Raw genomic sequence first — 23,799 nt, 5'->3', positions numbered from 1 at the left:
CCCACAAGACTTGTTGTGGGATTTATGCAAAATCTTTCAGCCTAGAGCAACCAGGCGTAGCTTAGCTTCATAAAATAGGTCTTCTCATCCCGAGTGAGCCGCGTGAGCTCATCATCCGAGATTAAACTGTCGGAGTAGCCCAAATAGAACACGCTCTGGGGATTGAGTTTGTAGCCATAGAGGATTTCATTCCCTAAGTGTGCCGCTTCGCTATCGGGCGTCGAATACAAATACTGCGCAAGGTTACGCTCGATTTGGGTGTAAATGCTCGATAGGCGAATAAAGCTGTGCAGACTCAATTGCCAGTGCAGGCGCACATCCGAGAGGTTTGCGGTAAAGAGTTTATCCTGCTCGACTTCCATATGTTGATATTGATGGGAAACATCCACCGACAGGCCGTTGGCTATTTTCCATTTGAACATCGGATTGATTAAGGTTTTTGTGCCTAAGCGATCGTTAAGGAAGTCAATCTCATCGCCGTAATGGATCTCCAGCTCAAGGCTGAGGGCAGAGGTGGGCGTAATTGCGCCGTAAAGCCAGCCTTGGGTTTCTTGGTATTGATTGCTGTTAGCTAACACCGCCAGTTGCGCGCTGTCATGGCGTGGGCCGACGCGTTCACGGGTTTCTATCCCAAAAGATAACTCACTCTGCAGCGCGCCATACATTTCCCAAAAAACTTCAAACTCTTGCTCGAGCTGCTCCCCGGCTTGATTGTGGGTGATATCCCAGTCGCCACCGAATTTAATCTTGTTAAATACAGTTTCGGGATACCAAATTAAGCCACCACCGGCCGTCAAGGTGCGGTAATCAATTTTTTCCACAAAGCCTAAATCGGCGCGAAAATCGGGGGACACATCGTGGTACTCGCCGTAGGCGAACCAATCGCGGGCGTTGTGTTCGTAGGTCAGTTGATACAGGGCGCCACTGAAATCCCTATCCGATTGGCTACGTAACACTTGCTCATTCACTTGGCATTGGCCAAGCTCACAGCTTAATGGCGTTTGGCCGCAGAGTAGCCCTTCGGTCAGTTCTCCCTCCACATTGCCACAAAATTGTTGGTACAGGGCTGTGGGGTAACGTGTCTGCGAATAGGCCACCTGAGCGGTAAAGATATCCTGGGCTGTCGGTTGGTATTTCGCATCTAAGCTCATGACATAATTGTGGTAATCATTTTGCTCGGCAAATGCTGTCAGTTGATTGTCGGCACTGCTCTTTGCCGTGATAAGACCACCAAAGGAGAAGGTTTTATCCATATCGAAGCGGTAACGCGCCGCAAGGTTAAGGCTTTCTTCCGCTAAGGAGGTGACCTCAGAACTTAAATTACCCGGCATCAAAAAGGTCGTTTGGCTGTCATTGGCGGCCAGCAATGCCCAAGTGTGTTGCTCGGTTTGGCTGGTGAGTTTCAGCCCATAGTCCGGCGATACAATATTGCGGGTATGCAGCAGATTCACTTGGGTATCGAAGTAGTCTTTATTGTCGAGGAAGAAGGGGCGTTTCTCATCAAAAAACAGCGCAAAAGTGCTGTTGATATCGAGCTGTCCAGCATCGGACTCCACCTGGGAGAAATCGGGATTTATGGTGGCATTTAGCAAGGTGCGCGAGTTAATGCCCCAGCGTAAATCGAGCCCTGGCTCATAGTTACTCTCAGTTTGCCAGCCATTTGCGCTTTTTTGCTCATTGCGATTGGCGACAAAGGACGGGGTAATTTGCAGATCTTGTCCTTGCTTGGCGGAGGCTAAGCCCGTAGCGACGCCGAGCTGGCATAGCTGGCAACTGATGTTGCGATCGATTTTATGGGTAGATATGCGATGATTTTCATTGCGAGGATAGTAGCGGATCAGTTCAAAACCCCATTCTTGAACAGGTTTTTTATCGTCAAAGTTAAATAGTCGTAATGGCAGCTCGACTTCCACCTGATAACCCTCGGCGGTGATTTTTCCGGCGGTTTTCCAAATGCCGTCCCAAGCTTCGCTCTCTTCGCCTGTTAGCTCATTCTCTATCGAGTCTAGTTGCAAGCCCAATGGGTTGATAAAAAACTGATAGGCCAAACGCGCGTTGTTAAAGGTATCGAGCTTGATCCCCACCAGATCGTCGCCCCAGAGATTATCCCTGTCCTTGAGTGTGGCGCGAATATGTTGTGGCTGACTGTCTTTAGCGGTAAATGCCACAAATAGGCTGGTTTGGGTCGCGTAGATTCTGGCCTCGGTGTAAACGGGCGCTGCGATGTTTTCACCGGGTTGAGTCTCATAGCCTAGCTCGACCTGCGCCGCGTGCTGCCACTCCGCCTCATCAAATTCACCATCAATATTGGCGGCATCCTCTAAGGTCGGAATCGTTAATTGAAATTGGCTAACTGAGCCGGCCTGACTTGGCAAACTGAGAAAAACCATGCTCGATAGTAGAAAGGGGAGAAACGTCTTCAACAACTGGGCCCAAAATAATCCGTAAATAACGCGCAGTGTGCCAGAAGTTATGAGTTAACAAGAATGAGTAATTGTTACAAGGATTGTATTTGGATTGAGTTAGAACCAAAGTGCACTGGATGGCGGTCATCCAGTGCGATAAGGATGATTATTCAGGTGCGACCACAGGATTGCGGTAAGCTTCGCGATACTTATCGACCCACATGGCGGTGGCTCCACAAATCGCGACTGGCATGACGATAAAGTTGACCACGGGGATCATCGAAAACAGGGTTACAGTCGCACCAAAGGTAAAGCTGGTGCCGCGGGTTTGATTAAGGGCAAAGCGCATATCCTTGAAGCTCACCTTATGGTTATCAAAGGGATAGTCACAGTATTGAATCGCCATCATCCAAGCGCTGAATAAAAACCACAGGATAGGAGCTAAGGTTTGCCCCACCATGGGCACTAAAAACAGCAGCAAAAACACCAGCGCACGGGGCAAGTAATATTTAAGTTTGATCCATTCACGGCCAAGAATGCGCGGCAAGTCTTTGACTATGTCCATGCCCGAGCCGGTATTCATCGGTTTACCGGTCAATAACTGCTCGACCTTTTCGGCCAGCAAACCATTAAAGGGCGCGGCCAGCCAGTTCATTACCGAACTAAAGACAAACGCCAGCATCACCAACATAGTGGTCACCGCTAACGGCCAGAGCAAAAAGTTAAGCCAACTTAAGTATTCGGGAAGCTGGGCATTCATCCAAGTGAAGAGCACATCGAGCTGCCCAATCGCCACATAGATAACCGCCGCAAACAGCACTAGGTTGATCATTAAGGGAATAAATACAAAGGTGCGCAGGCCTTTACGTTTGATTAAACCAAAGCCATCGAGAAAATAATTCACACCACTTTTACCCTGCGAAGGGGAGGAGGATTTCTGTGTCATATCGTCATTCCAAAAAAGTTGAGATACAGCGTGAGATACAGATAAGTGCGATTGTGATCAACTCGTCGCGAGATGACAAGCTAAAAGCCATATGAATTCAATAAAAAGCGTTACAAAATACTGCCTGCTTTGCTAAAGTTGGCCTCAGAATTCTATGACACGACTCGGGCTAATATTGGCCTGCATCCCTATATGTCATCGCCCCGATGGCTTTTTATACTGAGACGCGCTAACTGGCACCATGAGATTAAAACAAATAAAACTTGCCGGCTTTAAGTCGTTTGTCGATCCCACCAAAATTCCATTTTTACAGGCATTAAGCGCCATTATTGGCCCAAATGGCTGCGGTAAGTCCAACGTGATTGACGCCGTGCGTTGGGTGCTAGGCGAAAGCTCGGCAAAACATTTGCGCGGCGACTCCATGAGTGACGTGATTTTTAACGGCTCTAGCGCCCGTAAACCTGTGTCTGTCGCGGGCGTTGAACTGGTGTTTGAAAATAAAGAGGGCCGCCTTGCTGGCCAATACGCCAGTTATGAAGAAATCTCGGTAAAACGTCAGGTGAGCCGTGACGGCGAGTCTTGGTATTTTCTCAATGGCCAAAAGTGTCGCCGTAAAGACATCACCGATCTGTTTATGGGTACCGGGCTTGGGCCGCGCAGTTACGCCATTATCGAGCAGGGCACAATTTCACGTTTAATTGAATCTAAACCCCAAGATTTACGCACTTTTATTGAAGAAGCGGCGGGGATTTCCCGCTATAAAGAGCGCCGACGTGAAACGGAAAACCGTATCCGCCATACCCGCGAAAACTTGGAGCGTTTAGGGGATATTCGCAGCGAGTTAGCTAAACAACTGGAAAAACTCAGTCAGCAGGCCAAGGCGGCTAAGCAATATCGTGAGCTGAAACAAGCTGAGCGTAAAACCCATGCCGAGCTGCTGGTGATGCGCTATCAAGAGCTGCAGAACCAAATGGCGAGTTTGTCGGAGCAGATTAGCTCGCTCGAGCTGCAACAAGCCGCGGCCCAGTCCCTAGCGCAAACCGGCGAGTTAGAAAGCACCGAGCTGCAACTTAAACTTTCACAGTTAGCCGAGCAAGAGCAGCAGGCGGTCGAAGCCTATTACCTGACAGGTACCGAAATCGCAAAGCTTGAGCAACAGTTACAGAGCCAAAAGCAACGCGACGCCCAGTTGCATAATCAGCTTGCGCAGTTGAGCGAGCAAATCATTCAAAACCAAGCCAAATTAGCCGCTTATCAAGCCAGTTTTCAAGCGCTTGAGGCGGAGCTGAGTCAACTTGCGCCGCAACATGAGTTGCAGCAAGAGATGCTCGATGAGCTGCAAGCCCAGTGGGAGATGAGTGTTTCGCGCAGTGAGGCGCAAAGTGAAAGCGCCAGAGTGCTGGCGGCGGCCGTCGCTCAGCATAAGCTGCAATTAGAATTACACCGCAGCAAGCTGACTCATCAGCAGCAATTAAATGCCCATAAAACCCAGTTACACCAAGAGCAACAACAGGAGTTGGCCTCGCTTAATGCGCATGCCCTCGAAGATAACAGCGCAGTACTTAATGACGAGATAGCCCAGTTAGAGCAAGCATTAGCTGAACAAGTTGAAATCAATCAAGAGTTTGAATCCACTCTGGCTGCCGATACTCACGCGTTAGATTTGGCGCGCGGTGAGTTTGAACAATTATCACAGCGTTTAACTTCGATGCGGGCCCGCTTCGAACTGGTTGAACAATGGCTCGCAAAACAAGAAGAGTTAAGTGATAAGCCGCAGCTGTGGCAAAGCATTCAAGTGGAAAACGGCTGGGAAGCCGCGGCAGAGCTTGCATTGCAGGGATTGATGACGTTGCCCGTGGGCGTTAACGCCAATGAGATAGGGTTTTATGCCGATGCGGCCTTGTCGGCGGATGCGCATCTCGATGGCTCTCCCATCTTAGGTGCTAAATTGAACCTTGCCCCTTGGCTTAAGGGACTCAAATGGGCCGATAATCTGGCCAGCGCGCAAGCACAAGTGGCGAGCTTGGCGGCCGATGAGCGAATAGTCACCGCCGATGGTTATCTGCTCGGCAAAGGTTTTTTGATTGCCAAACAAGACAATAGCCAATCGTTAGTGCAATTGAGTAAAGAACAAACCCAGCTGAGCGAGGCTATCGCCGAGTGTGAGCAGGCGAAGGCCATACAGCAGGCAAAGCTTGATGAATTAGCGCAGCAATTAACTCAAGTGCGTGACAGCTTAAGCCAAGGCTCTAAACGCTTACACCAGTTACAGCTGGATAAAGCCACCAAATCTACCCAGCTTAATAACGCGCAGGCTCAGGCCAAACAGCGTGAAGCTAAACGGGGGCAACTAGCTGAAACCGTTGCACGAACCCAGGCCGAGTTAGCCGAGCTTGCCGCGCAGTTAATGCTGCTTGCGGAGCAAGAGGATGAGCTGGCAGAGGCGCTAGAGTCAAGCCTTGAGAAGCAGCAGCAACAAAGCCAAGATGCGCAAGGGGATATGACCCGCCATCAAGCCCTGAAGGCGCAGATTGGTGATGCGGAGCGCCGCTTAGCGAGTCTCAATGCCAGTCTGCAATCGGTCACCACTCGGATGGCCGTGAGCACTGAACAAATTGAATTACAGCGTGTACGTGTCAGTGAATTAGTCCACTCAAAGGAAACACTGTCAGCCCAACTTGCCAACGTAGCGGCACAAGAGGGCGATCAGCAAACGGCGAACCTCAGTGAACAACTGGCACAGTTACTCAATCAACAGCAGGGTCAGCAACAAGCACTGAAAAGCCTCAGGTCGCAACAAAGTTCGCTCACTGAAACGCTAAACAGTATAGGATTAAAGCAAAAACAAGAGCTTGGTAAGCTTGAGGGCTTGACTCAAAGCCTCAGCACGTTAAAGTTACGTCGTGAGGGATTAAAAGGGCAGGCCGATAGCCAATTAGTGGCGCTGTCAGAGCAACAAATTGTGCTCGCCCAGATTGTCGATTCCCTGCCTGCAGATGGGCATCCCGACAAGTGGCAGCGTGATTTGGATCAGATCCGCCAAAAAATTATCCGCTTAGGGGCGATAAACCTCGCAGCGATCGAAGAATTCGAACAACAAAGTGAGCGAAAATCCTATTTGGATCATCAAGATGAAGATCTAAATAACGGTCTGGCCACCCTAGAGGAAGCCATTCGGAAGATCGATAAGGAGACTCGCACCCGCTTTAAAGCCACATTTGATGCGGTAAACGAAGATCTGGGGCGTTTATTCCCTAAGGTATTCGGTGGCGGACGCGCGTATTTAGCGCTGACGGAAGACGATTTATTAGAAACGGGCGTGACCATCATGGCCCAGCCGCCAGGTAAGAAGAACAGTACAATCCATCTTCTTTCCGGTGGTGAAAAAGCCCTAACGGCTTTATCATTGGTATTCGCGATTTTCAGGTTGAATCCAGCTCCCTTCTGTATGTTAGACGAAGTGGATGCGCCCTTAGACGATGCCAACGTAGAACGATTCTGCCGATTATTGAAGGAAATGTCGCAGAGCGTACAGTTTATCTATATCAGTCATAACAAAATTACGATGGAGATGGCTGATCAACTTATCGGTGTGACTATGCATGAGCCGGGTGTATCCCGTATAGTCGCAGTAGATTTAGAGCAAGCGGTGGCAATGGCCGACGCTTGATAACTAGAAGAAAGACAGGGTAACCAATGGAAGATTTGCAACTAGTATTGTTCGTTTTAGGCGCCATAGCCATAGTTGCTGTGCTGGTGCATGGATTTTGGTCTATCAGAAGACAACAACCTAAGTCATTGAAAGATAGTCCAATGGGCAATTTCTATAAAAAGCAGGCCGAACGTGGTGAGGGTGCGCCTAAGCGTGTTGATGCCGATGGTTTCGACGCTGATGGTATTGGTGCCGTCAGAGTCCGTAAAGCGAATGAAGCCCATACCCCAGAGGCCCCTGCGTTTAACCCTTATTTAAAGCAAGAAGCCAAAGTACAACCGCAACCCGTTGAACCCGTGCAAGTTGAACCTAAGCCGCTATTTAAGCAAGAGCCAAGCATGGCGCAGCCTGATTTTAGTCTGCAATCCCCTACGGCCAAAGAGCAACACCGCGGTCCTAAAGCATCACGCCAAGAGCCCGTATTACAAGGACATTCTGCCAATCTAGCCCAAGCCCATGTAGGGCAATCCCATGCGGCCATGGTGGCGCAAAAAGCCGCCGAAGAGCAACGTGCGCAGGTGCAAATGCCTACGCAAACCGCCCTTTTCGATGAGGAAGAGGCGTATGAAGAAGAGCAACCTCAGGCCGTAGAACAACCAGATGATGATTTAGGCGAGCCACGCGATGTATTAGTGCTGCACGTCGTGGCAAAAGAAGGTCAGCAGCTTAATGGCGCCGAATTGTTACCTTGCTTCTTAACCCTTAACTTTAAGTATGGCGATATGAATATTTTCCACCGCCATGTGGATAATGCGGGTAATGGTAAGGTGTTGTTCTCTATTGCGAATATGGTAAAACCTGGGGTTTTTGACCCAGATAATATGGAACAATTCAGCACCCAAGGCGTGGTGTTCTTTATGACCTTACCTTGCTATGGTGATGCGCTAATGAACTTCTCCATCATGCTTAACTCGGCGCGCCAATTGGCGGATGATATCGACGCGGTAGTGCTCGATGGTCAGCGTCAACCTTGGGGCGAGTTTACCAAGCAAGATTATTTACACCGCATTCGCGCAAACGCTTAATGCAACGCCGCGAGACCGCGGTGATAGACAGATGGGGCCGCTAAATGCGGCCTCATTTTTTGCAACTTTTTGATGCTTAAGAATTCTGGATAATGAATATGCAAGACATTCAACTCGATAAACGCCTATCTGAACTGCTTTCTCATGCTGTCACGCCACAAAATGCGCAGCCATTGATGCAGGCACTCAGCCAATCTCTGAATGAACACAATATTCGTTACTATGTCGATGATGCGCCAAGCATTACCGACTCCGAATACGACAGATTAATGCAGCAGCTGAAACAGCTTGAGGCCGAGTATCCTCAGTTTGTTGCGGCCGACTCGCCCACCCAAAGAGTGGGCGGCATGGCGTTGGCAAAGTTTGAGCAGATCACTCATCTTAAACCTATGTTAAGTCTCGATAATGCCTTCGATGAGGCAGACTTTAGCGCGTTTCATAAACGTGTCAGCGACAGAGTTGGCCAAGTGAGTTTTTGTTGTGAGCCGAAACTCGATGGTTTAGCGGTGAGTATTTTGTATCGCAATGGTGTGCTTGAGCGCGCCGCGACTCGGGGTGATGGTACCGTGGGCGAGGATATTACTGAAAACGTTAAAACCATTAAGTCGATTCCACTCAAACTGCGCGGTGACAACTATCCCGAATTGGTTGAAGTACGCGGCGAAGCCTTTATGCCCAAGGCGGCGTTTGAGGCGCTAAATGAGCGTGCGCGCTTAAAGGATGAAAAACTGTTCGTAAATCCGCGTAATGCGGCGGCGGGCAGCTTACGTCAGCTCGACAGTAAAATTACCGCGTCACGGGCGCTGTCGTTTTATGCCTACGCCTTAGGTGTAGTTGAGCCAACGTCCCATGAATTAGCTAAGACGCACTATGAGCAATTGCAGCAACTTAAATCTTGGGGGCTGCCAGTCAGCAGCGAGATCAAAGTCTGCGACGAACTCAGCCAAGTCTTTGCTTACTATCAAGATATATTAACTCGCCGCGCCGACTTACCCTTTGAGATCGATGGCGTGGTGATGAAGGTGAACGATATCGCCCAGCAGCAAACCTTAGGTTTTGTAGCTAAATCTCCTCGTTGGGCGATTGCCTATAAGTTTCCCGCGCAGGAAGAAATGACGCTGCTCGAAGGCGTAGATTTTCAGGTCGGCCGCACTGGCGCAGTGACTCCGGTTGCGCGCTTAAAACCTGTGTTCGTCGGTGGCGTGACGGTATCGAACGCGACTTTGCACAATGCCGATGAAATCGCTCGTTTAGGTGTAATGGTGGGCGATACTGTGATTATCCGCCGTGCCGGCGATGTGATCCCGCAAATTGTGGCCATAGTGCCCGAGCGTCGTCCAGAAGATGCTAAGGCGATTGCCTTCCCGCAACATTGCCCGGTTTGCGGCAGTTTAGTTGAGCGATTAGAAGGTGAAGCCGTGGCGCGTTGCAGTGGCGGCTTATTCTGTGAGGCGCAGCGTAAAGAGGCGATCAAACATTTTGCCTCCCGCAAGGCATTAGATATCGACGGCATGGGCGATAAAATAGTCGAGCAGCTCATTGATAAGGAGCTGGTTCAAAGCCCGGCGGACTTATTTAAACTCACCGCCTCTATGATGACCATGCTCGACCGTATGGGAATGAAGTCGGCCACCAATTTAGCACTGGCGATTGAAGCGGCTAAAACCACGACTTTGCCACGTTTTCTCTATGCCTTAGGCATTCGTGAGGTGGGGGAGGCCACGGCGGCGAACCTGGCGACTCACTTTGGCAGCTTAGAGGCGCTGCGCGTGGCTACCATTGAGCAACTTATTCAAGTTGAAGATATTGGTGAAGTGGTTGCCCAGCATGTGGCGCATTTCTTTGCCCAGCCCCATAACCTAGAGGTGATCGATGCCTTGATTGCGGCTGGCGTCAACTGGCCTGCGATTGCAGCGCCAAGCGCCGATGAGCAGCCGTTGAAGGGGCAGACTTGGGTGCTAACGGGTACCTTAAATCAACTCAACCGTAACGATGCTAAGGCGCAACTACAGGCCTTAGGCGCCAAAGTAGCGGGCAGTGTGTCGAAAAATACCGATTGCTTAGTTGCGGGTGAAGCGGCGGGTTCTAAGCTTGCCAAAGCGCAGGAGCTTGGCGTGAAAGTGATTGGCGAAGACGAATTGCTTGCGCTGCTTGCCGCCAATACCTAATTCGAGTTTGATTTGATGAGTAAATCGCCTTGCTTAGCAAGGCGTTTTTGTTGAGAGTTCGTCATTATTGGGCGCGGTTTTCTCACTGAGCCATGATAAACTTGGCCTCTCAGCGGATTGCACCGATAGCAATCATTGTGCGCTTGTAAAAGGAAATCCTATGACAGATCTCAGTGATATTCGCCGTGAATATACCAAAGGCGGCTTAAGACGCGCCGATTTACCCCAAAATCCTATGCAGCTATTCGAGTTGTGGATGACGCAAGCTCGCGATGCAGAGCTTAGCGATCCTACTGCGATGTGTGTTGCTACTGTGGATGAACATGGCCAACCTTTTCAACGAATTGTATTGTTAAAGCGCTTCGATGAGACAGGGTTTGTGTTCTTCACTAACTTGGGCAGTCGCAAGGCGCAGCAGATTGCGGCCAATAATAAAGTCAGTCTGCATTTCCCGTGGCACCCGATTGAACGGCAAGTATCGATTCTTGGTGAGGCTCAGCCGCTTTCTACGGCCGAAGTGTTGAAATACTTTATGACCCGCCCCAAGGATAGCCAGATTGCCGCTTGGGTGTCACAGCAGTCGAGTAAGCTGAGCGCACGACAAGTACTCGAAGGTAAGTTCTTTGAGATGAAAGCCAAATTTGCCAAGGGCGATGTACCATTACCGAGCTTTTGGGGCGGCTATCTAGTCAAGCCCTCGAGTATTGAGTTTTGGCAGGGAGGGGAACATCGCCTACACGATCGTTTCCTCTACACTCGCCAAGCGGATGAATGGGTCATTGACCGTTTAGCACCTTAATAGGCGAGGAGCGTAAGCGTGGGACAGTATAAGATTTGGGTCGATGCCGATGCCTGCCCAAACCCGATTAAAGAGATTTTATTTCGTGCGGCTGAGCGTAAATCACTGCCGTTAGTGTTGGTGGCGAACCAAATGTTACGAGTGCCGCCATCGCCTTATATCAGTCAAGTGCGTGTCGGCTCAGGCTTTGATGTCGCGGATCAATATATTGTTGACCATGTCGAGGCCACGCATTTAGTGATCACCGCCGATATTCCATTAGCGGCACAAGTGATAGAAAAGGGGGCGCTGGCGCTTAATCCCCGTGGTGAACTTTACAACGCCGATAATATTCGTCAAAAACTGACAATGCGTGATTTTATGGAGGATTTACGTTCATCGGGCGTGCACACCGGTGGCCCAGATACGTTATCGGCGGCGGATAAACAAGCTTTTGCCAATAGTTTAGATAAGTGGCTGGTGCGAGTTTAACGATAGTTTACTGGTCGCTAATTCAGAAAAAGAGTATCTTTAGCGTGGCTTAGGTGATCTTTGTCACAAATAGCCTGAGTTATTATTGTGGTTACTCGGGTGTTATCGGGTGGCTGCTTGCCTTTAAACTCACTCTTGAGGATGGATACGATGAAAAAATGGATAGGAATCGCGGCATTAGCTTCGCTGGTTAGTTTTAGTTGTGCGGCCCAGTGGCAAGTGACGGAACAGGATTCTCGGGTCAGTTTTGTCTCGGTTAAGAAAGGTGATATCGCTGAAGTTCACCACTTTAAGCAACTCAATGGTGCACTTAAAGATGATGGGCAATTCGAGTTAACCATTCCACTGATGAGCGTGGCGACAGGGATTGATGTACGTGATGAACGTATGCAAAACCTGTTGTTTGAAGTGTCATTATTCCCTGAGCTGAAACTAAGCTCACAAGTGGATAGCAAGATGGTGAAAGAACTTGCCGTTGGGCAGTCTAAAGTGGCTGACATTGACGGAAAAATTTCACTACACGGAAAACAACAAACGAAAACTTTTTCGGTAATTTTGACCAAAGTATCTGATAATAAACTGATGGTTAGTAGTTTTCAGCCGATAATAGTCAATGCAAACGAGTTTGACTTGGTTGCTGGTGTGGATAAGTTGCGGGATATTGCAGGTTTATCTAGTATTAGCCAAGCCGTTCCAGTGTCGTTTGTACTAACCTTAATAAAGTAACAACGATAAGATTGGTTTAGATCAATATGTCGGCCACACTGTTTAGGCTAATGTTACTAGGGTGGCTGGCATATGAATCCTCATTCAGATCACTTAACGAGTGGCTGTTGAGAGTTTTTCGATTTTACAGTGTTCTTGATGGCGCTCGGTTTAGTTGTTTTAAGGGTTAAAAATGGTCACAGATAAAGACGGTTACATGCATTTGATCCAGTATTTGACTGAGCATCTTGGCTTGTTCGAAACGCCTGATACCCAAAATATGTCCGATGATACTGTGATGGAGTTATTTGAGGAGCAGTTATCGGCACAGATTATTATGGTTTGTGGCCAAAATCCTTCACTTTCTTTTGCTGATCGCAATACCATCATCCGTGAGGTCGATGCGATTGTGTATGATCTTGAGGAAATCCTCGCCTCCGTTGCTAATCATAGGGCAACACCAGAACAAACGCTGTTTATTACCGAGTTTTCAGGATTAATCAAAAATTTATTTGATCAAGAAATCTCGAAAATCTAAACACATCTTTTGCACTTTGCCTCAATCTTAAAATGCGCTTCGGGGCACCTTTGTCATGTGGGGTTGAGATTTGCACCGCCCTTTCTCAACACTAAAGCGGGTTTGACTTTTATACCAATCACATTAAATATCTAATCATTTCAGAGCCTCACAAGCATCTCAATCCAAGGCGCGTTGACGAAGAAATGGTTATTCCCTTTTAAGTCAGTGTAACACGGGAGTGAGATGCCTGTGAGACTCCCGCTGATGAACAGATATTTAATACGATTGATATTAAACTGGGAGGCGAGCCTTGATTTGGTTTGCGATGTTATTTCACTCTATCTCATTTCTCCCCACCTAATTGTCCGGCTATAAAGGTTATTCCCGTAAAATAATTGCCGTTTTTCAAGCATCTTCGCTGACAGAGTATATCTTTACTCTAGAGCCGCATTTTTTTGTGTGGTGTAAAAGGAGAAGCTCGATGTTAACCCTATGCCCAAGCTATGCTGATGATATGCTGACCATTATGGTATCGGGTCAAGTGACTCATGAGGATATTGAGAGCTTATTGCTTCCTGCTATCGAGACCAAGTTGCAGGACCATGCGAGTATTCGTTTATGGTACGAGTTTGCCGCTGATTTTATGGGTATTACTGTGGGGGCGCTGTGGGATGATGCTTTGCTTAATGTGTTTCATTTTAGCGATTTTTCACGGGTCGTAATGATTGCGAATCGGCAAAGTGTTGGTGCAATGGTCAATACTCTGGCTTTTATGTTGCCTTGTCCGGTGAGAGTGTTTAATGAAAATGAGCGCCAACTTGCTAAAGCATGGTTAGACGAAGTAAAAGTGGCAGAGGTGTAACGGCTGTAACCATAGTGTGCTGATTTGTGACTATTCCTTATTTTTTTCATTGGTTTAAATGCTATTTTTGCCTTCAGCTTAGTGTTTTTCGACTCTTTTCTTTCGCTTTTATGTTATCTCTAGCCCTTAAAAAATACAGCCTAAGTTATGGGGATTGTATCCCTGGAACCGCGATAGATAAGGAGTGGAGAATGTTACAACCGCTAAGTGTAGGTCGCAGCACCGTATTCGTATTAGTAGCCATTATCGCCAGTCTGAATATTGCAGGTTGCGGCAAACTGAGTGAAGAGGTACAAACGTCAGCGCAGAGCACCGTATCTTCTGACACTAAGGCGATAATTGGTCAGTCGGAGAAGATGCGCCTAATCGCCGCACAACTGGATTTTCAGGCAAGAATTGATACAGGCGCGGCGAACACCTCCTTACATGCCATCGATCTGCAAGTTGAAGGCGGTGCATCTGACAAGATGCAGGACAATATTGGTAAAACACTGCATTTTACCACTGAAAACGAGGCGGGTGAGCAGCGGCGCTTAGCGGCGAAAATCTTAAAGACCACCACAGTGAATAACGCTCAAGGCAGTGAAGTACGCTATTTGGTGGAGTTAGATATTGGGTTTGAGGACCAGCATCGTCTTGTCGCGGTAAACCTTCGTGACCGAAGTCATATGGATTACAAATTACTGATCGGTCGTAATTGGTTAGCGGGCCGCTATGTGGTTGATGTGGCCGAGAAACGTCTGATTGGCCCGACAGCGTTAATCAAAGTGAAAGAGGCGGAATTGACCTTTAAAACACGCATCGATACCGGCGCGGTTGAAAATTCACTGCATGCGATTGATCTCAAGATTGACAATGAAGATCCAACCAATATGGATAACAACATCGGCAAGTGGCTCAATTTCACCACCGAAAATGAGCGTGGCGAGACGAAACGGTTAAGGGCACGGATTGTTGATACCTCGCTTATCCGTAACGCGCAGGGCAGCGAAGTACGCTATATGGTCGAGCTGACTTTAGGGGAGCCAGGATTTGAGTATCCCGTCAAAGTGAATCTTAAGGATCGTAGCCAGATGACTAATAAACTGCTGATTGGCCGTAACTGGTTACAAGGCCATTATTTAGTGGATGTGACCTTAGATAAAGCGCAGGGCTAGTCTAGGATCGTACATCTAATCTGAATCTCTGGCATATCACTGTTGCTATACCTCTGATAATGGCCAATGGCACTCGATTCGAGTGCCTCGGTTTAGTTCGCTCTCAACCATTAGTTCCCCCTTTAACTCTTCTTTTATCCAAAGGTTAATACAAGAGAGTGTGCCCACACATTGGTTTTGTAGTATGTCTTTTTTGAGCTGTTCAAGCTGCGATATTGATATTCCAATTCCATTGTCCTCAAGCCGGATATGCAATTCATCGTCTTTCTTCTCAAGTGTTAACTGCAACTCTCGGTGTTGATTGTGCTCTTTAAAGGCATGGTGCAAGGTGTTGTTGATGAGTCGATAGAAAAATTGTAGATATTGCCAAGCATTGCCGTCGATCACTAATTGTTCGTCGCACAGCAGATTTACTTTAACTTGAGTTTTCTGCAATTGTGGTTGTAATAAGCTCAGCAAATGCCGGATAAACTGTGCTAAATGCAGTGGTCGTATTTCACTTTGTTGATCAGTAAACAACTGAGAAATATGCCTGAGTCTAACAGCTTGCTCGCTCATTAATTGCACTATTTCGGTTTGATGGGGATCCGCTGTTTGTTGGATTTGGCAAACCTGAGCAAGGAGACGATCCTGCTCTTGCATCATTTGACTCATGACTTCGGCAAGGAAGTTCTGCATCAGTTTTTGACTTTGCTGTTTACTGAGATGAAGTTGAATTAGCTGAGCCATTTCATTATTGATGGCTAGCTGCTGCTCTCTTAATTGAGCATTTTCTTGTTGTGCAAGTAGAGTTTTATGTTGTTGTTCTTTAAATTGATTTAATTGGTGTTGCAGTAGTTTTTCTTGCTCTTTTTCTTGGCGCTTTCTTAGATCGACATTAAATCCGATAGCACCAATGCCTATTGAATTATCCTCATCGTCTCGAATATCAAATTTGGTCATTTGATAGATAAGTTCACCACGAGGAGAGGGGATGGGCTCCTCAAAATGGATGGCATCGTGACTATGGCTTACCCGCTGATCGTTCTGTTGATAAAGCTGAGCAAGTGTGTTTTGAAATAAATCAAAATCCGTGGCACCGATAATTTTACGCCGCTCAATTCCTAATACTTCACAATATTTGTTGTTAACTAAGGTGTATCTGCCATTTAAGTCTTTGATGTAAATGATGGTGGACGAGAAGTCGAGTAGTGATCTTAATTGTTCTTTATGTCGTTTTAGCTCTTGTTGAAAATGCTGCTGACTTAGTAATTGCTGCTCCAACGCAAGATTGCTGGCATCAAGACTTGCCATCGCAATTTCAAGTTGTTGGGTTCGCGATAGGAAGGTCTTTGCAAGCAAACCCACTTCATCATGGCGTTCATTAGCTTTAAGCTCTATAGACGCTGAATCATTACGCTTGAGTGCCTGCACCATTCCCATGATGGGGGCAATAATCAATTTGTGCTGCAGTAAAAATAAAAGAATGAGGCCAAATAATTGTATGGCGACTAGCGAAAGTCCAACTTTCTCTATCAGGTTTTTTGCCGTGTCTTGCAATGGTGCAATGGGAGTAACAATTAAAATCTTCCAATATGTGTGAGGCATAAGGAATACTGAAACGAGCGATGGCCCTTTTAAAATGGGATCCTCTGCCAATGAGATTGATGCAATTCGCTTTGCTGTTGAGAAATGGTTCTTTGCATTGTCGTTGACTATAGCTGAGAGCATCTCCCGTTCACTGTCCCCGCTTAGGCGGGTGAGGTTATCCATTTGCTCTTGGGTAAATACACGCTCAGCCACGGCTTGTTCGATAAAACTGCGGTCGGCTAAATGCAGTGCCGAGGCGATTGGGCTAAAGGCTGACTCCGTCTTTACAAGTTCATCGAAGGTCTGAAGAGTATGGGATGGCAATGGTTGAGACTGCGGAAGACTATCGCTATTTGGAGAGGCTAATATCTGGTTTTGATGGTCAAGAGCCATCACATAACCACTCATATCTAGCATGCTATTTCGCAGTAGTTGAGTGAGTTTTTCGAGACTAATATCTGTGGTCGCAGCACCAATAAATTGATGTTCCATCCACATGGCACTTGATGCAGTCACCATTGGTTCATGGGTGGTGGGATCGATGTAGGATTTGGACCAAAATACTTTGCCAGCAGGGAAATAACGGGTTGGTCGGTACCATTCTTCAGTATGGTAGCTAGGAAAACTTTCGTCGTTGTAACTGTTAATGGCGACTAATTCACCGTGAATATTGCGCGCCCAAAATAGGCTGTCACGAAACTTTTGCCGATTAAATGCGCCGGGTTCAGGCCAAATGCCACCACCAGACACAATGTCTTTTTGATTTTCTATCGACAGTAATTCCGGAATGCTTTTACTGAGAAGTTCAGGTTCATGGCGGTATAACATTGCAATCTTGCTAATCGCATTGACTTGGTTTTCAACTTGAGAAGTCATTTCCTGCAGTTTGGCAATGATCATTTGACCATGGTTTTGATTAAGCAGAGTTTGTTGTTCATTGACTTGTTGAGTTTGGATATTCAGGATCACCCAAGCAGTACTAAAAATTAGCACGCTTGCGATAATTAGTTGGAGCAGGCTCAATTTAAATGGCAAACTTTTTTGCCATTGTGTCAATGCTGCTTGAGGCTCAATGATACGCCGTTTTTCCATGTTATACGGGGTCCGAATACCGCAATCATGGAGCCAGTTTAGCGTTTTTTAGCCTATTTGCCATTGGCTTAAATCAAAGTTCGCCTTGAGTTATCAGGGATAAATATTGAGAGGCAGCTAAAAATAAGGCAGACCTTATGTCTGCCTTAGGAAGATTATTTGTAGAGCGAAGGTTTATTCGAGCCGCTTAGGATAGGCACAATAAACAGTAATAGCGTGACCAGATAACCACTAAAGGCTACCACCATCCATTCGGCCATGGTGACGCCCATAAACTGCCATGGTACATCGGTACACATGCCCGTTGGTAACATGACGGAGGGGAACCATTCATGGAGTGGCATCCAAGCTGGAAATTCGGGTAAAAATGAGCAAGTCGAAAAGGGCGAAGGATTATTCTGCATATCGACTAAGGCTAATGCCAGTTTTAGTCCCCAGGTTGCACTGACGGCCCAACCAAGGGCACCTAGAATGCGAACGATAAGGAACTTAGGCGCCGTCATACCAATTAGTCCAGATGCCAAAATGCCGAATACGGCAAGCCGCTGGTAGATACACATCACGCAGGGATCTAATTTCATCACATATTGGAAATACAAGGCGGCGGCTTCGAGGGTAATCGCTGAGCCTGTGAGAATGAACCAAGATGCGCGGGAATGGGCAAAGCGAGTGAATGCTGTCAAAAGTGAACTCCGTATCAACAAAAAACGCCCTCGAAGGTAGGGCGTTTTTTTGACTTTACTGAACTCATAAAGTTCAGTCAACTCCGATATTTATGTTAGTGAGCTGCGGCAGGCGCTAACGCTTCTTTAACACTGTGGTGCAATATTGCATGGGAGTCGTAGTAGTATTGCGTCATTTGCTCTAAGAAGCCCGATTCAATCGCCATTACACCTACAATCGATAACACGATAGTGTAGGGCAATGCCATCCATACCATTCTGCCGTAGGATAAACGGATCAGCGGTGCAAGGGCAGAGGTCAATAAGAACAGGAATGCTGCTTGACCGTTTGGTGTTGCTACCGAAGGCAAGTTAGTTCCAGTGTTAATTGCTACCGCTAACAGGTCGAATTGATCGCGAGTAATTTGGCCGTTAATCAGAGCGGCTTTAACTTCGTTAATGTAAACCGTGCCGACGAACACGTTATCACTGACCATAGAAAGTAAACCGTTAGCGATATAGAAGATCACTAATTGGGTATTTCCTTCATGGTTCAGTGCCCATTGGATCACAGGAGCAAACAGTTGTTGATCGATAATCACAGCCACAACAGCAAAGAACACAGCTAACAGCGCAGTAAATGGGAGCGCTTCTTCAAATGCTTTACCCAGCGCATGCTCATCGGTAATACCGTTAAAGGCCGTAGTTAAAATAATCACAGACAGACCAATTAAGCCCACGGACGCTAAGTGCAGCGCCAGACCTGCAATCAACCATACACCCACAAAGGCTTGAATAATCAACTTGATTTTGTCTTTATTGGTACGACGCGCGTCTTCATAGGCTGCGTAATCACACAGGATTTTATGGACCGCATCTGGCAGTTGGGCACCATAACCGAACCAACGGAATTTCTCGACGATAAAACAGGTTAAGATACCCGCGAACAATACAGGCACAGTCACTGGTGACATACGGATGGCAAACTCACCAAATTGCCAGTTTGCTTGAGCTGCAATGATTAAGTTTTGCGGTTCACCCACCATAGTACACACGCCACCTAATGCGGTACCAACACCTGCGTGCATCAATAGGTTACGTAGGAAACCACGGAAAGACTCCAGTTCATCTTCATTTAGTTGGTTTTCACCATCGTCATTTTTTCCTTCGGAGGTATGGTCATGATCTGCCGAGAAATCCTTACCTGAGGCGACTTTGTGATAGATGGAGTAAAAACCAACCGCCACGGTAATAATCACGGCGATAACGGTTAATGCATCCAAGAAGGCGGATAAGAAGGCGGAAGCCAAACAGAACAACAAAGACACTAAGATTTTTGAGCGTACCTTAGTAATCATCTTAGTAAATACGAACAGCAGTAGCTGTTTCATGAAGTAAATGCCGGCCACCATAAACACCAGCAGTAATAGCACTTCAAGGTTCGCTTCAATTTCGTGGAGTACTTGGCTGGCAGAGGTCATGCCAATGGCGACAGCTTCAATTGCTAACAAACCGCCGGGTTGTAATGGGTAGCATTTTAGCGCCATTGCCAAGGTAAAAATAAATTCAAGCACTAATACCCAACCAGCCACAAAGGGGCTGACAAAGAAAAAGAGTATTGGATTGATTATTAAAAACGACAGTATTGCGATCTTGTACCACTTAGGAGAATTCCCTAAGAAGTTTCCAATAAACGCCTGACTCATTGTCATCGGCATGGCATCCTCTCTTCTAATTATCTTTTTAAATTACACAGGTTATTGTTTAGTTACGCGTGTTTTAGGATTCAGTCTAGCTTAAAGAGAATGCTAATGTAACGAGATACTGAAACCCAGATTTCAAAAAGCGGAGCTAATCGGCAAAATTGCGGTAATTGCTATTGATTTATGTCGGTTTATTGAACATTTTTGTGACAATTGTACGGTGATATTAAGTGGATTTTCAGTGAATGGTTTCCATTTTTTACCGCTCTGGTATGATCAGTGACCATTTAAAGCACAACAACTGGAAAAGTGGGCAGATGATTATCAATGCCAAAGGGCCTGCAAGTTTTGCAGAGAAGTATATTGTAAGATCGATTTGGGAAAATAAGTTTCCCCCTGGGTCCATTTTACCGGCTGAACGTGAGCTTTCTGAATTGATTGGTGTCACACGTACCACCTTACGTGAGGTATTGCAGCGTCTAGCCCGTGATGGTTGGTTGAAAATTCAACATGGTAAACCGACTCGGGTAAACAATTTTTGGGAAACCTCCGGCCTTAATATCCTTGAGACAATCGCCGATCTCAATCCTGAAGGCTTCCCTGTGCTGGTAGATCAGCTACTGTCGGCTCGAACCAATGTGAGCGCGATTTATTTTCGCGGTGCACTGCGTAACAGCCCGGATACTGCGGTGGAAGTCCTTGGACAAATTCACCAATTAGAAGATACGGCCGAATCCTTCGCCGAATACGACTACCTGTTGCATCACACCTTAGCCTTCTCTTCAGGTAATCCACTGTATGTGTTGATTTTAAACGGCTTTAAAGGTCTGTATAGCCGAGTGGGGCGTTACTATTTCAGTAGTTCTGAGGCGCGTCAGTTAGCGCTGAATTTCTATAAAGAGCTCGAACTATTAGCCAAAGCTAAAAACTATATCGATGTGCCCGCATTAATGCGTACCTACGGTATTAACAGCGGCAAAATGTGGTTGCAATTGCGTGACGATATGCCAACCTCGATTGCTCAGCAGGACGGCAATGCTTAAGTTTCGATTCCGAAGCTTAAGTGTGGTAAGTGGCCTGTTTTAAGATTGGTTAAATAAAAAGCCGTTTCATTGAGAAACGGCTTTTTGCTTTTACTTTTTGCTTTTTAATTAAACTGATATTTAGTCGGCCTTTGGTTGCTCTGGACAGGAGGCTAACAAGGTCACGCTGGTATCGGCATTTAACTGCTCCAAGCTAACAGTAAAGCCCCAGAGGCGATGCAGATGTTTTAACACTTCCTTATAGGTGCTGGCGAGCGGGATATCGTTACAGGGAACATACCTTAAAGTTAAGGAACGATCGCCGTTTATCTCAACGTTATGTACTTGAATATTAGGCTCAATATTCGACAAATTGTACTGCTGCGAGAGTAGATTGCGAATGTCTTGATAACCCAGCTCATCGTGAATGGCAGACACGGACAGATAATTGCGTTTTTCATCATCGTGGATGCCAAACAGTTTGAACTGACGGATTACCCTTGGTGATAGGTATTGGCTGATAAAGCTTTCATCCTTAAAGTTTTGCATCGCAAAGTGTAAGGTATCGAGCCAATTACTGCCTGCAATGTCTGGAAACCAAGCTTTGTCTTCCTCAGTCGGTGACTCGCAGATGCGCCGAATATCGGTAAACATCGCAAACCCTAAGGCATAGGGATTGATACCACTGTAGTAACGACTGTTATATTCGGGCTGTGCGACAACGCCAGTATGGCTCTGCAAAAACTCCATCATAAAGCGGTCGGTGACCACGCCATCATCGTACAGATGATTCAAAATGGTGTAATGCCAGAAGGTTGCCCAGCCTTCATTCATCACTTGTGTTTGTTTTTGCGGATAAAAATACTGCGCCATCTTACGTACGATACGGATAATTTCCCGCTGCCATGACTCCAGCAATGGCGCATTTTTTTCAATAAAATACAGAATATTTTCCTGCGGTTCGGCGGGAAAACGGCGCTTTGTGGTCGAAGGTTGCTGCTGTTGGTGGGTGGGTATAGTGCGCCACAAATCGTTCACTTGGCTTTGCAGGTAAGCCTCGCGGTCTTTTTGCCTTGCCTGTTCTTCCCTAAAGGAGATTTCCGATGGGCGTTTATAGCGGTCGACACCGTAATTCATCAGGGCGTGGCAGGAGTCGATGATGCTTTCAACCTGCTCGACACCGTATTTTTGCTCGCAATCACTGATGTAGTTTTTGGCAAACACCAAGTAGTCGATAATCGAGCTTGCATCCGTCCATGTTTTAAATAAGTAATTATTTTTAAAGAAACTATTGTGGCCAAAACAGGCGTGAGCCATCACTAATGCCTGCATGGTGATGGTGTTTTCTTCCATTAAATAAGCGATACAAGGGTTAGAGTTAATCACAATTTCGTAGGCGAGCCCCATTTGCCCACGCTTGTAGCCTTGTTCGGTTTCAATAAAACGTTTGCCGAAGGACCAATGGGTATAGCCAATGGGCATGCCAATGCCGGCATAGGCATCCATCATCTGCTCGGCGGTGATGATTTCGATTTGATTGGGATAGGCGCTTAGCTTATAAATAGCCGCCACCCGCTCAATCTCTTTTAGATAACTTTGTAACAGCTCAAAGCTCCAGTCGGGACCGTCACTCAAGGCTGTACGCGTTTTTGCTTCTTTTATCCCCATAGAGCCCCCTTAAACCGCCTGTTTTTTAAATAATTCTCTAAATACAGGGTAGATATCTTCGGCTTGACGAATATGTTGCACCGCTATGTTGTCGTAGTGTTGTTGTAGGGATTCGTATTCGCGCCACAGGGTTTGGTGCGCACGATTGGTGATTTCGATATAGCTAAAATAGCGCACTAGCGGCAGGATTTTTTGCTCCAATAATTGTCGGCAGGTGGGTGAGTCATCGGCCCAGTTATCACCGTCAGAGGCTTGTGCTGCATAGATATTCCACTCATCGGCAGGGTAGCGAGCCTGCTGAATTTCGTGCATTAATTTCAATGCGCTTGAGACAATCGTACCGCCAGTTTCTTGGGAGTAGAAAAACTCATGTTCGTCTACTTCCTTCGCTTGGGTATGGTGGCGGATATAGACTACCTCAAGGTTTTTGTAGGTTCGGGTAAGAAACAAGTACAGCAAGATATAGAAACGTTTCGCCATATCTTTTGTCGCTTGATCCATCGAACCTGACACGTCCATTAAGCAGAACATGACCGCTTGGCTTGAGGGCACCTCACGCCTTGCAAAGTTATTGAAACGTAAGTCAAAGGTATCGATAAAGGGGACCTTCGCAATCTTCTGCTTGAGCGCCTCAATTTGGGCTTTTAAATCCAAAATCAATTCGGCTTTAGTGCCCGGAATATTTTCAAGCTCCGCAAGATTTTGTTCTAACTCTTTGAGCAATTTCTTTTTACTTGCCGACATGGCAATGCGGCGCGCCAAGGAGGAACGCAGCGAACGCACAATATTGATATTGGCTGGCACACCATCATTGGTGAAACCCGCACGGTATATTTGATACTCGACGAGCTTGTTTAAGCGATTCTTCTGCAGATTCGGTAGTTCTAAGTCCTCAAATAACAGCTCTAGGTATTCATCCTTTGAGATTTCAAACACAAAGTCGTCATTCCCTTCGCCCGAATCCGAGGCATCGCCTTTACCCGCACCGCCACCAGCGCCGCCTTGAGGTCTGTCGATTTTATCGCCACGGGTGAATTGATCATTGCCTGGGTGGACTCTGTCTCTTACGCCTCCTCTGCCTTGATGGAACATAGGTTCACTGATATCCCGTGTGGGAATACTGATTTTTTCGCCTTTATCCACATCCGTTACACTGCGACGCGTGACGGCATCGCTGACGGCTTTTTTGATTTGTTGCTTATATCGGTTGATAAAGCGTTGGCGGTTGACTGTACTTTTTCCTTTTGCATTCAACCGTCTATCGATAAAGTTCGCCATACGCACCTCCCAAACCCCAGCGAAGGCTTTGGCAA

17 protein-coding genes are annotated in these 23,799 nt (G+C 46.9%); 10 read left to right on the top strand and 7 right to left on the bottom strand.

Translation table 11 applies throughout. The features are described 5' to 3' along the window. Positions 1 to 41 precede the first annotated feature (41 nt). Positions 42 to 2,390, bottom strand: coding sequence for a carbohydrate binding family 9 domain-containing protein (locus EYR25_RS20110; RefSeq protein ID WP_165953529.1), 2,349 nt, complete (start codon positions 2,388 to 2,390; stop codon positions 42 to 44). Positions 2,391 to 2,571: 181 nt separating this feature from the next. Continuing rightward, positions 2,572 to 3,351 carry a sulfate transporter CysZ gene (gene cysZ, locus EYR25_RS20105; protein ID WP_023266315.1) on the bottom strand — a complete coding sequence of 260 codons (780 nt, stop codon included), beginning with the start codon at positions 3,349 to 3,351 and terminating at the stop codon, positions 2,572 to 2,574. 241 nt (positions 3,352 to 3,592) lie between these two features. Here cysZ and smc point away from each other — a divergent pair, with 241 nt between their 5' ends. From smc to EYR25_RS20060, 9 genes are all read left to right on the top strand, one after another. Further along, positions 3,593 to 7,021: a chromosome segregation protein SMC gene (smc, locus tag EYR25_RS20100; protein WP_133182481.1), complete on the top strand. Its 3,429-nt coding sequence runs from the start codon at positions 3,593 to 3,595 to the stop codon at positions 7,019 to 7,021. Positions 7,022 to 7,047: 26 nt separating this feature from the next. Beyond that, a complete protein-coding gene (gene zipA / locus EYR25_RS20095; RefSeq protein ID WP_133182479.1) occupies positions 7,048 to 8,088 on the top strand; it encodes a cell division protein ZipA in 1,041 nt (346 codons plus the stop codon). Positions 8,089 to 8,186: 98 nt separating this feature from the next. Continuing rightward, a complete protein-coding gene (ligA, locus tag EYR25_RS20090) occupies positions 8,187 to 10,256 on the top strand; it encodes an NAD-dependent DNA ligase LigA (RefSeq protein ID WP_133182477.1) in 2,070 nt (689 codons plus the stop codon). 160 nt (positions 10,257 to 10,416) lie between these two features. Further along, positions 10,417 to 11,055, top strand: coding sequence for a pyridoxamine 5'-phosphate oxidase (pdxH, locus tag EYR25_RS20085; protein WP_039977685.1), 639 nt, complete (start codon positions 10,417 to 10,419; stop codon positions 11,053 to 11,055). An 18-nt stretch (positions 11,056 to 11,073) separates the two neighbouring features. Further along, positions 11,074 to 11,526 (top strand): YaiI/YqxD family protein, encoded by a 453-nt coding sequence (locus tag EYR25_RS20080; protein ID WP_133182475.1) that lies wholly within the window; start codon positions 11,074 to 11,076, stop codon positions 11,524 to 11,526. A gap of 150 nt (positions 11,527 to 11,676) precedes the next feature. Continuing rightward, positions 11,677 to 12,252, top strand: coding sequence for a YceI family protein (locus EYR25_RS20075; RefSeq protein WP_039977683.1), 576 nt, complete (start codon positions 11,677 to 11,679; stop codon positions 12,250 to 12,252). A gap of 172 nt (positions 12,253 to 12,424) precedes the next feature. Then, the gene (locus EYR25_RS20070; RefSeq protein WP_023266308.1) at positions 12,425 to 12,769 is read left to right on the top strand and encodes a DUF3802 family protein; all 345 of its coding nucleotides are present in this window, start codon (positions 12,425 to 12,427) and stop codon (positions 12,767 to 12,769) included. 463 nt (positions 12,770 to 13,232) lie between these two features. After that, the gene (locus tag EYR25_RS20065; RefSeq protein ID WP_133182472.1) at positions 13,233 to 13,613 is read left to right on the top strand and encodes a SpoIIAA family protein; all 381 of its coding nucleotides are present in this window, start codon (positions 13,233 to 13,235) and stop codon (positions 13,611 to 13,613) included. A gap of 191 nt (positions 13,614 to 13,804) precedes the next feature. Beyond that, positions 13,805 to 14,770, top strand: a complete 966-nt coding sequence (locus EYR25_RS20060) for a putative ATP-dependent zinc protease (RefSeq protein WP_133182470.1) — start codon at positions 13,805 to 13,807, stop codon at positions 14,768 to 14,770. A 45-nt stretch (positions 14,771 to 14,815) separates the two neighbouring features. Here the strand turns inward: EYR25_RS20060 and EYR25_RS20055 are convergent, their stop codons facing one another. From EYR25_RS20055 to nhaB, 3 genes are all read right to left on the bottom strand, one after another. Next, positions 14,816 to 17,431, bottom strand: a complete 2,616-nt coding sequence (locus EYR25_RS20055) for a PAS domain-containing protein (RefSeq protein ID WP_133182468.1) — start codon at positions 17,429 to 17,431, stop codon at positions 14,816 to 14,818. Positions 17,432 to 17,586: 155 nt separating this feature from the next. Beyond that, a complete protein-coding gene (gene dsbB, locus EYR25_RS20050) occupies positions 17,587 to 18,114 on the bottom strand; it encodes a disulfide bond formation protein DsbB (protein ID WP_133182466.1) in 528 nt (175 codons plus the stop codon). A gap of 95 nt (positions 18,115 to 18,209) precedes the next feature. Beyond that, the gene (gene nhaB, locus EYR25_RS20045) at positions 18,210 to 19,811 is read right to left on the bottom strand and encodes a sodium/proton antiporter NhaB (RefSeq protein ID WP_023266303.1); all 1,602 of its coding nucleotides are present in this window, start codon (positions 19,809 to 19,811) and stop codon (positions 18,210 to 18,212) included. Positions 19,812 to 20,113: 302 nt separating this feature from the next. Between nhaB and fadR the strand changes: the two genes are divergently transcribed. Further along, on the top strand, positions 20,114 to 20,839 hold the full coding sequence (fadR, locus tag EYR25_RS20040; protein WP_039977705.1) for a fatty acid metabolism transcriptional regulator FadR: 726 nt from the start codon (positions 20,114 to 20,116) through the stop codon (positions 20,837 to 20,839). A 120-nt stretch (positions 20,840 to 20,959) separates the two neighbouring features. Here fadR and EYR25_RS20035 read toward each other — a convergent pair whose 3' ends face one another. Together EYR25_RS20035 and EYR25_RS20030 are read right to left on the bottom strand one after the other, a co-directional pair. After that, positions 20,960 to 22,486 (bottom strand): SpoVR family protein, encoded by a 1,527-nt coding sequence (locus tag EYR25_RS20035; RefSeq protein WP_133182464.1) that lies wholly within the window; start codon positions 22,484 to 22,486, stop codon positions 20,960 to 20,962. 9 nt (positions 22,487 to 22,495) lie between these two features. After that, entirely contained in the window at positions 22,496 to 23,764 is a 1,269-nt protein-coding gene (locus EYR25_RS20030; protein ID WP_133182462.1) for a YeaH/YhbH family protein, read from the bottom strand. Between the last annotated feature and the right edge of the window lie 35 nt (positions 23,765 to 23,799).

Source organism: Shewanella decolorationis, assembly GCF_004354305.1.
Lineage (GTDB): Bacteria > Pseudomonadota > Gammaproteobacteria > Enterobacterales > Shewanellaceae > Shewanella > Shewanella decolorationis.
The sequence above is the reverse complement of the archived record's forward strand: the minus strand, read 5'-3'. Positions and strand labels throughout refer to the sequence as shown.

Excerpts from the sequence above, each read along its gene's own strand:
- EYR25_RS20110 (WP_165953529.1), bottom strand. The coding sequence starts at position 2,390 with ATGGTTTTTCTCAGTTTGCCAAGTCAGGCCGGCTCAGTTAGCCAATTT.
- cysZ (WP_023266315.1), bottom strand. The coding sequence starts at position 3,351 with ATGACACAGAAATCCTCCTCCCCTTCGCAGGGTAAAAGTGGTGTGAAT.
- smc (WP_133182481.1), top strand. The coding sequence starts at position 3,593 with ATGAGATTAAAACAAATAAAACTTGCCGGCTTTAAGTCGTTTGTCGAT.
- zipA (WP_133182479.1), top strand. The coding sequence starts at position 7,048 with ATGGAAGATTTGCAACTAGTATTGTTCGTTTTAGGCGCCATAGCCATA.
- ligA (WP_133182477.1), top strand. The coding sequence starts at position 8,187 with ATGCAAGACATTCAACTCGATAAACGCCTATCTGAACTGCTTTCTCAT.
- pdxH (WP_039977685.1), top strand. The coding sequence starts at position 10,417 with ATGACAGATCTCAGTGATATTCGCCGTGAATATACCAAAGGCGGCTTA.
- EYR25_RS20075 (WP_039977683.1), top strand. The coding sequence starts at position 11,677 with ATGAAAAAATGGATAGGAATCGCGGCATTAGCTTCGCTGGTTAGTTTT.
- EYR25_RS20070 (WP_023266308.1), top strand. The coding sequence starts at position 12,425 with ATGGTCACAGATAAAGACGGTTACATGCATTTGATCCAGTATTTGACT.
- EYR25_RS20065 (WP_133182472.1), top strand. The coding sequence starts at position 13,233 with ATGTTAACCCTATGCCCAAGCTATGCTGATGATATGCTGACCATTATG.
- EYR25_RS20060 (WP_133182470.1), top strand. The coding sequence starts at position 13,805 with ATGTTACAACCGCTAAGTGTAGGTCGCAGCACCGTATTCGTATTAGTA.
- EYR25_RS20055 (WP_133182468.1), bottom strand. The coding sequence starts at position 17,431 with ATGGAAAAACGGCGTATCATTGAGCCTCAAGCAGCATTGACACAATGG.
- nhaB (WP_023266303.1), bottom strand. The coding sequence starts at position 19,811 with ATGCCGATGACAATGAGTCAGGCGTTTATTGGAAACTTCTTAGGGAAT.
- fadR (WP_039977705.1), top strand. The coding sequence starts at position 20,114 with ATGATTATCAATGCCAAAGGGCCTGCAAGTTTTGCAGAGAAGTATATT.
- EYR25_RS20035 (WP_133182464.1), bottom strand. The coding sequence starts at position 22,486 with ATGGGGATAAAAGAAGCAAAAACGCGTACAGCCTTGAGTGACGGTCCC.
- EYR25_RS20030 (WP_133182462.1), bottom strand. The coding sequence starts at position 23,764 with ATGGCGAACTTTATCGATAGACGGTTGAATGCAAAAGGAAAAAGTACA.